This is a genomic window from Methylomonas rosea, assembly GCF_024505055.1.
GTDB classification, from domain to species: domain Bacteria; phylum Pseudomonadota; class Gammaproteobacteria; order Methylococcales; family Methylomonadaceae; genus Methylomonas; species Methylomonas rosea.
On record NZ_JANIBL010000087.1, the window covers coordinates 1 to 15,019 of the forward strand.

General features: G+C 47.3%; 11 protein-coding genes and 1 tRNA gene. All 12 read right to left on the bottom strand.

Translation table 11 applies throughout. The features are described from left to right. Positions 1–30 precede the first annotated feature (30 nt). Entirely contained in the window at positions 31–2,124 is a 2,094-nt protein-coding gene (gene fusA, locus NP589_RS19975) for an elongation factor G (RefSeq protein WP_256608547.1), read from the bottom strand. Between the two features lie 23 nt (positions 2,125–2,147). Next, complete coding sequence (gene rpsG, locus NP589_RS19980; protein ID WP_020484799.1) at positions 2,148–2,618, bottom strand: 30S ribosomal protein S7; 471 nt, start codon at positions 2,616–2,618, stop codon at positions 2,148–2,150. Positions 2,619–2,631: 13 nt separating this feature from the next. Next, a complete protein-coding gene (gene rpsL, locus NP589_RS19985) occupies positions 2,632–3,006 on the bottom strand; it encodes a 30S ribosomal protein S12 (protein ID WP_013820393.1) in 375 nt (124 codons plus the stop codon). Between the two features lie 150 nt (positions 3,007–3,156). Further along, positions 3,157–7,368 (bottom strand): DNA-directed RNA polymerase subunit beta', encoded by a 4,212-nt coding sequence (gene rpoC / locus NP589_RS19990; protein ID WP_305891075.1) that lies wholly within the window; start codon positions 7,366–7,368, stop codon positions 3,157–3,159. 61 nt (positions 7,369–7,429) lie between these two features. Further along, a complete protein-coding gene (gene rpoB, locus NP589_RS19995; RefSeq protein ID WP_256608548.1) occupies positions 7,430–11,506 on the bottom strand; it encodes a DNA-directed RNA polymerase subunit beta in 4,077 nt (1,358 codons plus the stop codon). A gap of 122 nt (positions 11,507–11,628) precedes the next feature. Then, positions 11,629–11,997: a 50S ribosomal protein L7/L12 gene (gene rplL, locus NP589_RS20000; protein ID WP_020484796.1), complete on the bottom strand. Its 369-nt coding sequence runs from the start codon at positions 11,995–11,997 to the stop codon at positions 11,629–11,631. A gap of 46 nt (positions 11,998–12,043) precedes the next feature. After that, entirely contained in the window at positions 12,044–12,538 is a 495-nt protein-coding gene (rplJ, locus tag NP589_RS20005) for a 50S ribosomal protein L10 (RefSeq protein WP_026147170.1), read from the bottom strand. 187 nt (positions 12,539–12,725) lie between these two features. Next, positions 12,726–13,421, bottom strand: a complete 696-nt coding sequence (gene rplA / locus NP589_RS20010; RefSeq protein ID WP_020484794.1) for a 50S ribosomal protein L1 — start codon at positions 13,419–13,421, stop codon at positions 12,726–12,728. Then, positions 13,421–13,852 (bottom strand): 50S ribosomal protein L11, encoded by a 432-nt coding sequence (rplK, locus tag NP589_RS20015; protein ID WP_020484793.1) that lies wholly within the window; start codon positions 13,850–13,852, stop codon positions 13,421–13,423. Before rplK ends, rplA begins: the two co-directional genes overlap by 1 nt. Before the next feature lie 99 nt (positions 13,853–13,951). Further along, positions 13,952–14,485 carry a transcription termination/antitermination protein NusG gene (nusG, locus tag NP589_RS20020; RefSeq protein ID WP_064006555.1) on the bottom strand — a complete coding sequence of 178 codons (534 nt, stop codon included), beginning with the start codon at positions 14,483–14,485 and terminating at the stop codon, positions 13,952–13,954. Then, positions 14,485–14,865 carry a preprotein translocase subunit SecE gene (gene secE / locus NP589_RS20025; RefSeq protein WP_256608549.1) on the bottom strand — a complete coding sequence of 127 codons (381 nt, stop codon included), beginning with the start codon at positions 14,863–14,865 and terminating at the stop codon, positions 14,485–14,487. Before secE ends, nusG begins: the two co-directional genes overlap by 1 nt. Positions 14,866–14,902: 37 nt before the next feature. Then, positions 14,903–14,978 (bottom strand) — tRNA-Trp (locus tag NP589_RS20030). Positions 14,979–15,019: the final 41 nt, after the last annotated feature.

Consider the following 15,019-nt stretch of genomic DNA (forward strand, 5'->3'; position numbering starts at 1 on the left):
CCATGATTCAATACCTGATATGTAAAAAATTTAAGATACTTTTCTAATAATCGCTTCCGCAATATTTGCAGGTGCTTCGTTATATCTTTCAAACTGCATACTGTACGTTGCTCTGCCCTGAGTCGCCGACCTAAGATCCGTGGCATAACCGAACATTTCAGCAAGAGGCACTTCGCACTCTATTACTTTTCCGGCCGGAACATCTTCCATTCCATGAATAACACCTCTCCGTCGATTAATGTCACCCACTACCTCGCCCATATAATCCTCGGGGGTTACTACCTCGACCTTCATAATGGGCTCCAGCAACGCAGGATTTGCAGTCTTAGCCCCATCCCTGAAGCACATAGATCCTGCTATCTTGAAAGCCATTTCATTCGAATCGACATCATGATATGAACCATCGAATAAACTAACCTTTACATCAACAACCGGAAAACCAGCTAAAACGCCGTTCTCCATTTGCTCTTGCACACCTTTATCTATAGCTGGAAGATATTCCTTCGGAATAGCACCGCCAACCACTTCATTCACAAATTCGTAGCCCGAACCGGGTTCCTTTGGTTCTAACCTGAGCCACACATGTCCGTATTGACCCTTGCCGCCAGACTGCCTTATAAATTTCCCTTCACACTCAACGACGCTCTTAATCGTTTCCCTGTAAGCAACTTGCGGCGCCCCCACATTTGCCGCTACGTTAAACTCTCTTTTCATTCGGTCAACGATAATTTCAAGATGCAATTCACCCATGCCTGAAATTATTGTTTGACCCGATTCCGGATCACTACCGACTCTAAAGGAAGGATCTTCTTGGGCCAGTTTGGCTAGTGCAGCTCCCATTTTATCCTGATCTGCCTTTGTTCTTGGCTCTACAGCCACAGCAATGACCGGCTCGGGGAATTCCATTTTCTCGAGCAAAATCGGCTTTTCAATGTCACAAAGAGTATCGCCGGTTGTTACGTCTTTCAGCCCAATAAACGCCGCTATTTCACCCGCTCTTACTTCACTGATTTCGACGCGACTGTTGGCATGCATCTGCACGATGCGTCCAATCCTTTCTTTTTTACCCTTACCAGCATTTAAAACCACATCTCCAGATTTGACCAACCCGGAATAAACCCTAAAAAAAGTCAGCGTTCCAACAAATGGGTCTGTGGCTATTTTAAATGCCAAGGCTGAGAAAGGCTCATCATCAGAGGCGCTACGAACCGTGCCACTCTCCGCATCCGACAGACCTTCTACAGGCTTTATATCGAGAGGGGACGGCAGAAAATCTATCACACCATCGAGAACACACTGCACACCTTTGTTCTTAAACGCTGACCCACAATAAGCCGGGACCAACTTATTCTGCAGAACCTGCGTTCTTATACCCTGCTTTACTTCCTCGTTTGTCAAAACACCTTTTTCAAGGTATTTATCCATTAATTCTTCAGATGCGTCAGCAGCAGCTTCAATCATACGTTCACGCCATTCTGTAGCGACATCTTGTATTTCTGCCGGAATTTCCATTTCCGTAAAGCCCACACCCATGTTGGCATCTTCCCAGTAGATAGCCTTCATTTTCAGCAAATCCACAACACCTTTGAAACTTTCTTCCGCCCCAATCGGTAGCTGCATCGGCACTACGACACTACCTAGTCGCGTTTTAATCTGCTCAACGACGCGCAAAAAATTAGCCCCGGAACGATCCATTTTATTCACAAACGCCAACCTTGGCACATGGTACTTGTTTGCCTGACGCCACACCGTTTCTGACTGAGGCTCCACCCCACCTACAGCACAAAACACAGCGCACGCACCGTCCAAAACACGCAGCGACCGCTCCACCTCTATCGTAAAATCAACATGCCCAGGCGTATCAATTATGTTGATCCGATGCTCCGGATATTGCTTTTCCATACCAAACCAGAAGCACGTAGTCGCCGCAGAGGTGATTGTTATTCCTCTTTCTTGCTCCTGCTCCATCCAGTCCATAGTAGCGGCACCATCATGGACTTCGCCCATCTTGTGAGAAACACCCGTATAAAACAGAATTCTCTCGGTGGTTGTTGTTTTTCCAGCATCGATATGAGCCATGATGCCTATATTACGGTAACGCTCTATAGGCGTCTTACGAGCCACAACAACAATCCAATATAACTTTATTACCAGCGATAATGAGCAAACGCTTTATTTGCTTCCGCCATTCTATGCGTATCTTCGCGTTTCTTTGCTGCTGCCCCACGACCTTCCGACGCATCCAACAACTCACCAGCCAACTTAGCAGCCATGGTTCTTTCGTTACGCTTGCGCGCAGCATCAATCAACCACCGCATGGACAACGCCAACCTTCTAGCAGGACGCACCTCTACAGGCACCTGATAAGTCGCACCACCAACCCGGCGAGATTTAACCTCAACCCGCGGCTGGACATTTTCCAATGCTTTTGCTACCAAATCTAAAGACTCTTTATGGCCTTTACCTTCAATGACGTCCAAAGCACCGTAAACGATTTTCTCGGCGACAGACTTCTTACCATCCTCCATGATCATATTCATGAATTTTGACAGCATATCACTGCCAAAACGCGGATCCGGATTAATGACTCTTTTTGCAGCAACTCTTCTTCTTGACATCTGTTATCAACCTTTATTTCTTAGGTCTTTTCGCGCCATATTTGGAGCGACCACATTTTCTATCCTTAACACCAGAAGTATCGAGACTTCCCCGAACCACGTGATAGCGAACACCTGGCAAATCTTTTACACGACCACCCCGAATCAACACCACGGAATGCTCCTGAAGATTATGACCCTCACCACCAATGTAGCTACTTACCTCGGCACCATTGGTCAACCTTACCCTTGCAACCTTACGCAGTGCCGAGTTTGGCTTTTTAGGGGTTGTGGTATAAACCCTGGTACAAACCCCGCGTCTTTGCGGACAAGCTTCCAACGCCGGAACGTTAGTCTTCTCTATTTTTTTAGCACGAGGCTTACGGACCAATTGATTGATCGTGGCCATTCTTAACTACTCCGAATATGCAATGTTTAATAAGCAATAAAGAAATCTGTGCAACCACAGATCAATATAGCTCCGCCCAAACCTATTGGCTGATGTGAGCAGAGCATAATACCTTTACAATAGAACCAGGTCAAGCATTTTTGAGAATCTCTACTCTACATTCAATGCTTGTTTCAAAGCTTCTTCAACGTCAACGGCTTCAATGGCCTGGGTGGCCGTTTCTGAGCCGGAACCAGAGTCCGCAGCTCTTCTCTTACGCCGTTGTTCATGGTAAGCCAAACCAGTACCTGCTGGGATGAGACGCCCAACAATTACGTTCTCTTTCAAGCCATTCAAGCTATCGCTGATGCCTCTTACCGCAGCATCGGTCAATACACGAGTTGTCTCCTGGAACGAAGCCGCCGAGATAAATGACTCGGTGGCCAACGACGCTTTCGTGATGCCCAACAGCAAAGAATCGTAGCTAGCCGGAATCTTCCCTTCTCTTTCAACTTGGTCATTAACCGCGTTAATCATAGTGCGCTCGACCTGCTCTCCCTTGACAAAATCGGTATCACCAGACGCGGTAATCTCAACTTTTCTGAGCATTTGACGGATGATTGCCTCAATGTGCTTGTCATTGATTTTCACACCTTGCAAACGATAGACATCCTGGATTTCTTTTACCAGGTAGTCAGCCAACTCTTCGATACCACGTAATCTTAAAATGTCATGCGGGGTCAATTCACCTTCAGCGATGGTTTCGCCTTTATCGACAAACTCACCCTCGAACACAGTGATATGGCGCCACTTTGGAATAAGTGTTTCATATTGCTCACCTTCCGAATCAGTGATGATGACGCGCTGTTTGCCCTTAGTTTCTTTACCAAAGGAGACCATACCGGTTGCCTCGGCCAAAATCGCAGGATCTTTGGTTTTACGCGCTTCAAACAAGTCAGCGACCCGTGGCAAACCACCGGTAATATCCCTTGTTTTACTGGACTCTTGCGGAATTCTCGCCAAAACGTCACCAACCTTTACTTCCCCGCCGTCTTTGACACCGACGATAGCGCCTGCTGGCAAGAAGTATTGGGCGGGAATATCAGTTCCCGGCAAATTGATTTGTCCGCCTTGCTCATCAAGAAGACGAACCATAGGCCGCAATTCTTTACCAGCCGAGCTTCTTTGCTTAGGATCGGTAACCACTCGCGAGGTTAAGCCAGTTACGTCATCCGATTGTTCTTGAACAGTAATACCGTCCATAAAATCGATCAGCTGAATAAAACCGTCTACCTCGGTGATAACTGGGTGAGTGTGCGGATCCCAATTAACAATGATATCGCCGGCACTGACCGGACTACCGTCACCAACCGACAATACAGCACCATAAGGTATTTTGTAACGTTCGCGCTCACGACCGTAATCGTCCATCACTCCAACCTCGCCCGACCGCGACACAGCTACAAGATTGTTTTCTCTGTTCTTTACAGTTTTCAAGTTATTGAGCTTCGCAGTACCGCTCGATTTAACCTGCACGTTGCTAACAGCAGCAGATCGAGAGGCAGCACCACCGATGTGGAAAGTCCGCATTGTTAACTGGGTACCTGGCTCACCAATCGACTGAGCCGCTACAACGCCGACAGCTTCGCCTATGTTAACCAAGTGACCGCGCCCTAAATCGCGACCGTAGCATTTGGCGCAAACGCCTTGACGAGACTCACATGTGATCACTGAACGAACCAACATTTTATCGACGCCGTTATCTTCCAGAACCGTGACCAGATTTTCATCAATCATCGTGCCGGCAGGAATCAGAACGTTGTTACCGGCTGGATCAGTTACGTCCATAGCCGCAACCCGTCCTAGTACGCGATCTACCAATGGTTCAACTACGTCGCCGCCTTCGATAATCGGCATCATGGTCAGGCCGTTTTGAGTGCCGCAATCGGATTCGGCGATAACCAAATCCTGCGCGACGTCTACCAAACGGCGAGTCAAGTAACCTGAGTTAGCGGTTTTCAGCGCGGTATCGGCCAAGCCCTTGCGAGCACCGTGGGTTGAAATGAAGTACTGTAATACGTCCAAACCTTCGCGGAAGTTAGCGGTAATCGGCGTTTCGATGATGGAGCCATCAGGCTTAGCCATCAAACCACGCATACCTGCCAACTGGCGAATCTGTGCCGCAGAACCCCGCGCGCCGGACTCAGCCATCATAAAGATGGAGTTGAAAGACTTTTGTTTTACCTTCTCACCTTTTGAGTTTACGACTTCGTCTTCACCCAAGCCTTCCATCATCACTTTCGCGACTTGATCATTGGCTCGTGACCAGATGTCGACAACCTTGTTATAGCGTTCGCCGTCTGTAACCAAGCCGGACGCGTACTGGTTCTGGATTTCGTTAACTTCGGCATCGGCAGATCGGATGATGTCGGCTTTCTTGACAGGAATCTCCATGTCTTCAATACCGAAAGACACCCCGGAACGCGTAGCGTATTTAAATCCCAGGTACATGATCTTATCCGCCAACATCACGGTTTCTTTGATCCCGAGATAGCGGTAGCTATAGTTGATCAACCGGGAAATGTTCTTCTTGGTCATGTCTACGTTGACCAACTCGTAGGGCATACCGTCAGGCACAATGCCCCAAACAATCGCGCGTCCCACCGTTGTTTTCTTTCTACTCACGATGGTTTCAAAATCGCCTTCCGGTGTTTTGAGTTTCTCGGTGACGCGTACTTCAATTTTGCTTTGTAATTCAACGGCTTTAGCGTCGAGAGCCAGCATTACCTCGGACAAGTCACCGAAAACACTACCTTCACCTATCGCATTGATTTTTTCCCGAGTAATGTAATACAAACCCAATACCACGTCTTGGGATGGGTTGATCACTGGCTCACCGTTAGCGGGTGACAAAATGTTGTTCGTCGCCATCATCAAGGTACGCGCTTCGAGCTGCGCCTCGATAGATAATGGTATATGCACCGCCATTTGGTCGCCGTCGAAGTCGGCATTAAACGCACTACACACCAAGGGATGCAGCTGAATGGCTTTGCCTTCGATCAAAATCGGCTCGAATGCTTGAATACCCAATCTATGCAAAGTTGGGGCACGATTCAGCAATACTGGGTGTTCGCGAATAACTTCTTCGAGAATATCCCATACTTCGGCGCCTTCGCGCTCTACCATTTTCTTGGCAGCTTTGATAGTTGTCGCCAAACCACGCAGCTGCAATTTGCTAAATATGAACGGCTTGAACAGTTCCAACGCCATCTTTTTCGGCAAGCCGCATTGGTGCAGTCTTAATGTCGGACCGACCACGATAACCGAACGACCGGAGTAATCGACGCGCTTACCCAACAGGTTTTGCCGGAAACGGCCTTGCTTACCTTTGATCATATCGGCCAAAGATTTCAACGGACGTCTGTTGCTACCGGTAATCGCGCGACCACGACGACCGTTATCCAGCAAGGCGTCAACCGCCTCTTGCAGCATACGTTTTTCATTGCGGACGATAATGTCAGGCGCGTTCAAATCCAACAAGCGCGTCAAACGATTGTTTCTGTTGATTACCCGGCGATACAAATCATTCAAATCGGAAGTCGCAAAACGGCCACCATCCAGCGGCACCAGCGGGCGCAACTCAGGAGGCAAAACAGGCAACACGGTCATAATCATCCATTCCGGACGATTATTGGACGCCAGCAAAGAGTCAATAACCTTCAGACGCTTCGAATATTTTTTGATTTTGGTATCAGAATTCGTCGCATTGATTTCTTCACGCAGCGTGTTGATTTCTTCTTTCAAATCAATTGATTTGAGCAGATCATAGATCGCTTCCGCGCCCATTTTTGCGACGAAATCATCCCCGTGTTCCTCAACCGCGTTCAAATATTCTTCGTCGGTCAGCAACTGGCCTTTTTCCAATGGCGACATACCCGGATCAATCACCACGAATGTCTCGAAATACAACACGCGCTCGATAGAGCGCAGCGTCATATCCAACAACAATGCAATCCGCGACGGCAGTGATTTCAAGAACCAAATGTGCGCTACCGGGCTGGCCAAATCGATATGGCCCATTCTTTCCCGGCGTACTTTAGACAGAGTAACCTCTACTCCGCATTTTTCGCAGATGACGCCGCGATGCTTCAGACGCTTGTATTTACCGCACAAGCACTCGTAATCGCTGATCGGTCCAAAAATCTTGGCGCAAAACAGACCGTCACGCTCCGGTTTAAAGGTACGGTAGTTGATTGTCTCAGGCTTTTTCACTTCACCATAAGACCATGAACGAATCATGTCCGGAGAAGCCAATCCAATGCGGATATTGTCAAAATCATCTGTCCGACCTTGACGTTTTAAGAAATTCATTAAATCTTTCAAGAGCTTATCCTCTTTAAATGTTATCCGATATTGTCCAGAATCTATCTCTCACAGAACGTAATTAATCTTGTTCCATTTCGATATTCACTGCCAGCGAACGTATCTCTTTCACTAAGACATTGAATGATTCCGGCATGCCGGCTTCCATTGAATGGTTGCCATCGACAATGTTTTTATACATTCTGGTTCTGCCTGTGACGTCGTCGGATTTGACCGTCAACATTTCTTGCAATGTATAAGCCGCGCCATAGGCCTCGAGCGCCCAAACCTCCATCTCACCGAAACGCTGACCACCGAATTGCGCTTTACCACCCAACGGCTGTTGCGTGACAAGACTATATGGCCCAGTCGAACGCGCATGCATTTTGTCGTCCACCAAGTGGTTCAACTTCAGCATATACATGTAACCCACGGTAACTTCCCGCTCGAACGGTTCGCCGGTCAAGCCGTCGTAAAGCACAGTTTGACCATGTTCCGGCAAATCGGCCAAACGCAGCATGGTGCGGATATCTTCTTCTGAAGCACCATCGAAAACTGGCGTCGCCATCGGCACACCGGCAACCAGATTGACCGCCATCTCCAGAATTTCTTTATCGGTAAACGAATTCAGATCTTCTTTTCTGCCGCTGCAATTGTAAATTCTTTCCAAGAAACCACGAATTTCCACCACTTTTGCCTGAGCTTCCAGCATCTTACCGATCTTGATACCCAAGCCTTTGGAAGCCCAACCCAAATGCGTTTCCAGCACCTGCCCGACGTTCATCCGCGACGGTACACCGAGAGGATTTAACAAAATGTCGACAGGATTGCCGTCAGCGGTATAGGGCATATCTTCAATCGGCACGATTTGCGAAATAACACCTTTATTACCATGGCGTCCGGCCATTTTATCGCCCGGCTGAATGCGTTTTTTCACGGCCAAATACACTTTGACCATTTTCAACACACCTGGCGCCAAATCATCGCCCATCGTGATTTTTTTCTTTTTCTGCTCGAAACGTTCGTCGAACTCTTTGCGTTGCTGCTCGACATGTTCCGCAACGGTCTCCAACTGCACGTTAACGTCTTCGTCCTGCGTGCGGATTTTCAATAGTTCAGAAGGTACCAGCCCATCCAGGTAATCGGCGGTAATCTCTTCACCTTTTTTCAGACCGTTCGGACCTTTTTCAGCCTTTTTGCCAGTCAACAAGGTTTTTACCCGAGCAAAAATATCGTGCTCGACGATTTTCAATTGATCGTCCAAGTCTTTCCGATAACGCTTAATTTCCGCATCTTCGATTTCCAGCGCCCGTTTGTCCTTCTTGACACCGTCACGGGTGAAAACCTGAACATCGATGACCGTACCGCGAACGTTGCCGGGCACCCGCAGAGAGGTGTCCTTAACATCGGCTGCTTTTTCGCCGAAAATGGCTCTCAGCAGTTTTTCTTCCGGCGTTAATTGCGTTTCGCCTTTTGGCGTTACTTTACCAACCAGAATATCGCCGCCCTTGACTTCCGCACCAACATAAACGATGCCAGATTCGTCCAGTTTGGATAAGGCTTCTTCGCTAACGTTTGGAATATCCGCGGTAATCTCTTCCGGGCTGTGCTTGGTTTCGCGGGCTACGCAGGTTTTTTCTTCGATATGAATCGTTGTAAAGCGATCTTCCTTTACCACCCGCTCTGAAACCAGAATCGAGTCTTCGAAGTTATAGCCGTTCCAAGGCATGAAGGCGATCAGCATGTTTTGACCCAAGGCTAATTCGCCAATGTCGGTCGATGGACCGTCCGCCAAAATATCGCCGGCTCTGACTATGTCACCGAGTTTGACCAGTGGTTTTTGGTTAATACAGGTGTTTTGATTGGAACGCGTATATTTAATCAAGTTATAAATATCAACACCTGGCACGCCTGCTACGGTTTCGTTATCGTTCGCGCGCACCACGATGCGCGCAGCGTCGACCGCTTCGATACGACCACCTCGCGTTGCCACGACGGTTACACCCGAGTCTTTAGCTACAACGCGTTCCATACCGGTACCGACCAACGGCTTTTCAGCGCGTAGCGTGGGAACTGCTTGGCGTTGCATGTTGGACCCCATCAAAGCCCGGTTCGCGTCATCGTGCTCAAGGAACGGAATAATCGATGCCGCCACGGAAACGATCTGTTTGGACGATACGTCCATATACTGCACAGTTTCGGAGGAGGCCAAAGTGAATTCGTCTTTGTAACGGCAAGATACTAAGCCTTCAACCAATTTGCCGCTTTCGTCAACCGCAACGCTAGATTGCGCAATAACGTACTCACCTTCTTCGATCGCTGAGATGTAATCGACCTGATCGGTTACTTTACCATCAACTACTTTCCGATAAGGTGTTTCCAGGAAGCCATATTCGTTGGTTCTAGCGTACACCGACAGAGAGTTAATCAAACCAATGTTCGGTCCCTCTGGCGTTTCGATGGGACAAACCCGACCATAGTGAGTGGTGTGAACGTCACGAACCTCGAAGCCAGCGCGTTCTCTGGCCAAACCGCCTGGCCCCAAAGCCGAAACCCGGCGTTTATGGGTAACTTGCGACAGCGGATTGTTTTGGTCCATAAACTGCGACAACTGGCTGGAACCGAAGAACTCTTTTACCGCAGCGGAAACAGGCTTCGCATTGATGATTTCCTGTGGCATGTAGCCTTCGGAATCAGCTAAAGTCAGACGCTCTCTGACGGCTCGTTCAACTCGCACCAAACCTATACGAAACTGGTTTTCGATCATTTCGCCAACGGAACGCACACGTCTGTTCCCCAAATGGTCGATATCGTCAACTGTACCGTTACCGTTTCTAATCTTTATTAGCTCTTTGAGTACATCAATGATGTCTTCTTTGCTTAGCGTACCCAATCCTTCGGTTTCTTCACGACCCAAACGACGGTTGAATTTCATCCGGCCAACGGCGGACAGGTCGTAACGTTCGTCCGTAAAAAACAGGTTTTCGAATAAATTTTCCGCAGACTCGACGGTAGGCGGCTCGCCAGGACGCATCATTCGGTAGATTTCCACCAGCGCTTCTAAGCGATTTGTGGTGGTATCCAGGCGCATCGAATTGGAGATGTAAGGACCTCTATCCAAATCGTTGACATACAAAGTATTAATCTCGCGTACACCCGCATCGATCAACTTCTGCAATAAATTATCGGTGATTTCGTCATTAACGCTGGCTAACAACTCGCCGGTGGATGTATCGACAACATTGTGACCAAGAATTTTTCCATACAAATAGTCTCTAGGCACTTCGATTTCAGTGACACCGGACTTTTCCAGTTGGCGAACATGTTTGGCGGTAATTCTGCGACCTTCTTCGATGACGACGTTACCGTCGTGCTTGATATCAAAGACAGCCATTTCGCCACGCAGCCTGTCCGGGATAACGTGGAACATCAATTTTTCGGCGCTCAAGGAGAACTTGTTGGTTTCGAAGAAAATGTTGATCATTTCTTCGTTTTCATATCCTAAAGCCCGTAACAAGATAGTGGCTGGAATCTTTCTGCGCCTGTCTATACGCACGTAAACGGCATCTTTATGATCGAATTCGAAATCCAACCATGAGCCGCGATACGGTATCACCCGTGCATTGAACAGCAATTTACCGGAAGAATGGGTTTTACCCTTGTCGTGATCGTAGAATACACCGGGAGATCTGTGCAACTGCGACACAATGACCCGCTCGGTACCGTTAATCACAAAAGTGCCGTTGTCGGTCATTAGAGGCAGTTCACCCATGTAAACTTCTTGCTCTCTAATATCTTTGACGACTTTAGTGTTGGCTGGCGCATCTTTGTCATAGATCACTAGACGCACTAATACGCGCAACGGAGCCGAAAATGTGGCGCCGCGCTGTTGACATTCTCTTACATCGAATGCGGGTTCCCCCAAGCGATATTTAACATACTCCAATACGGCATAGCCTGAATGGCTCACCACCGGAAACACGCTGGAGAATGCGGCATGCAGTCCTTGATTGCGTCGTTTATCCGGCTCTATGCCAGACTGCAAGAAGTTTGCATACGAATCAATTTGTGTTGCCAAAAGATATGGGACTTCCAATACTTCGGAACCCTTCCCAAAATTATTACGGATACGCTTTTTTTCGGTAAAAGAATAGGCCATATTGCTTCTATACCTTCGTCGTCAGAGATTATTTACTACTGTTTTAGAAACAGTAAAAGGCCGACGGCAAAATGCCGTCAGCCCGGTTTGGTAGGCTTATGCCTGGTATGCAGTCAAGATACTTATTTGATTTCGGCAGTTGCGCCAGCTTCTTCAAGCTCTTTTTTCGCCGCTTCAGCTTCGGCTTTGTTGACACCTTCTTTAACGGTAGTTGGTGCGCCTTCAACAGCGTCTTTAGCTTCTTTCAAGCCCAAGCCTGTCAAGCCGCGAACTGCTTTAATAACCGCTACTTTGTTTTCGCCGAAACCGGTCAAGATAACATCGAACTCGGTTTGCTCTTCAACAACAGCCGCCGCTACAGGAGCTGCAACCGCCACTGCCGCAGCAGCAGAAACGCCAAACTTTTCTTCCATCGCTGAAATCAGATCAACGATTTCCATCACAGTCATATTAGAGACTGCTTCCAAGATGTCTTGTTGTGAAATTGCCATTGTGTATTCCTCTAAAATTAATGAGTTTTAACTGGTTAACGCGAGATTATGCCGCTTCTTTCTCGTCTCTGATTGCAGCCAGAGTACGCGCGAGTTTCTCAACCGGTGCTTTCATGACAGACATCAGCATGCTGATACCTTGATCACGGGTTGGCAATCTTGCCAATCTATCTAGCTCCGATCCGTCAAAAGCCTGTCCGCCGATCGCGACTACTTTTGCGATCAACTTGTTATGGCCTTTGGAGAATTCGCTGATGAGTCGTGCTGCGCAGCCTGGATCTTCCATGGAAAATGCCAGAATTAAAGGACCAACCAGTCCTTCCTGCATACATTCAAACTCAGTCCCAGCGACAGCACGTTTAGCCAGTGTATTTTTGACTACGCGCAAATAAACGCCCGTTTCTCTCGCGGTTTTACGCAGTTCCGTTAATTCGGTAACTGTCAAACCCCGATATTCCGCAGCAATTGCGGAGTGGGCTTTAGCGGCGAATTCAGCAACTTCCTCTACGACAACTTTTTTGCTATCTAAATTGAGTGCCACATCTACCTCCGGTACTTTCCGATATGCATCGGATCTATGAAACGCATCTTGCGATGCCCCTTTCACGGTCCCTTTCACCAACTTTGCGGCTCCAGCTCCCGTCTGCGTAGGAAAATTAAGCTTTCGCACCTACGGTCTTTGACGGTTGCCGACAACTCGGCAACCCAAAGCCTTAAAACTTGTTATTTTAAATATCGATACTGCTTTGATCGATCCACAAACCCGGACCCATAGTCGAAGACAATGCAATCTTTTTCAGATACACGCCCTTCGCTGCTGTGGGCTTAGCTTTTTTCAAATCTGAAATTAAAAATTCCAAATTTTGTTTAAGCGAGGTTTCATCGAAAGAGACTTTACCGATAGAGCAATGAATGATGCCTGATTTATCTGTGCGGTATCTGACCTGCCCTGATTTGGCATTTTTGACTGCTGTAACGACGTCAGGCGTTACGGTACCTACTTTCGGGTTTGGCATCAGGCCTCTTGGACCTAAAATTTGACCCAATTGACCAACCACGCGCATTGCGTCAGGTGAGGCAATAACTACATCGAAGTTCATTTCGCCGCGTTTAACTTGCTCGGCCAAATCATCCATACCGACGATGTCCGCACCAGCTTCGCGCGCGGCATCAGCATTTGGGCCTTGAGTAAACACAGCAACTCTTACAGTTTTGCCTGTTCCGTTAGGCAGCACAGAGGCACCACGAACGTTTTGATCGGATTTACGTGGATCAACACCTAAGTTAACACTGACATCAACCGACTCATCAAACTTGCTATTTGCAAATTCTTTTAACAGAGCCACTGCTTCGGCAACCGAATATTGTTTGCTTCTGACTACCTTTTCTTTGATAGCCTTTGCTTTTTTAGTTACTTTTGCCATTACACGCCCTCCACGTTCAAACCCATGCTGCGAGCGCTTCCCGCAATAATTCTTATCGCCGCTTCCAAATTAGCTGCATTCAAATCTTCCATTTTGGTTTTCGCGATTTCTTCCAATTGCGCACGTGAGACCGTGCCAACTTTATTAGAATTCGGTTTGCTACTGCCGCTTTTAATACCAACTGCTTTTTTCAACAAAACAGAAGCTGGCGGCGTTTTAGTAATAAAAGTAAAGCTTTTATCGCTATAAACGGTGATAACAACAGGTAAAGGCAGGCCTTTCTCAACTTCTTGAGTTCTCGCATTAAACGCCTTGCAGAACTCCATAATATTGACACCACGCTGACCTAATGCAGGACCGATTGGTGGACTAGGATTTGCCTCACCTGCTTTTACTTGCAGCTTGATGTATGAATCAATTTTTTTTGCCATTTTATACTCCTAACGGGTGCAAACGCTTTTCAGCTCCCCAACAAACAAAAATCCCGGCCATATAAATGACAGGGATTCATAAAAATCTCAAACTGTAAATTAGACTTTTTCAACCTGTCCAAATTCTAATTCGACTGGTGTAGATCGACCGAAAATAAGCACGGACACGCGCAAGCGACTTTTCTCGTAATTAACTTCTTCAATATTGCCATTAAAGTCTTTAAATGGGCCATCGGTAATCCGAACAACCTCCCCAACCTCGAACAACACTTTAGGCCTTGGTTTATTTACACCCTCTTCAACGCGATTCAATATTGCCATCGCTTCTTTTTCTGAGATTGGTGACGGCCTGTCTGAGGCTCCACCAATAAAACCCAACACTCTAGGGACGTTTCTAACCAAATGCCACGTTTCGTCATTCAATTCCATTTGAACAAGGACGTAACCCGGAAAGAATTTTCTTTCACTTTTACGCTGCTGACCCATGCGCATTTCAACAACTTCTTCAGTAGGAACTAGAATTTTCCCAAAAAACTCTTCCAGTCCTTCCCGTTTTATACGCTCTTCCAGCGCCTGCTTAACTTTGTTTTCAAAGTTGGAATACGCATGAACGACATACCAGCGAAGTGTCATTATTTAATCCCCTGGCTCATCAAAAGCTGAACACCCCAAAACAAAAACATATCTAGCAACCACAGTATTAAGCCGACTATGAACACCATTAAAAAAACCATCAGCGTAGTACGAACCGCCTCGTCTTTAGTGGGCCATACGATCCTCTTGAATTCCTGCTTGGACTCCAGCATAAACCCCCATAAACCACGACCTTTAGCAGTAGCAAAGGCAACAGCTACCGCGGCAGCCAAAACACCCACCAAAACCAAGACGCGGTAAAGAAGCTGGAAATCAGAGAAGTAATAGAACGCTGAAATGCCGGCAACAACTAAAACCAGAGATAAAGCCAACTTTACGATGTCCACCACTGAGGAGACTTCTTCTGCGTGTGCGTTCATTTAGTCAACTTGAATTAAATTATGAAGATTTCCTGAATGGCAGGCCAGGAGGGACTCGAACCCCCAACTTGCGGTTTTGGAGACCGCTGCTCTACCAATTGAACTACTGACCTATTCAGAAAATATTTTTTGAATCAAAACCGGTTATTACTCA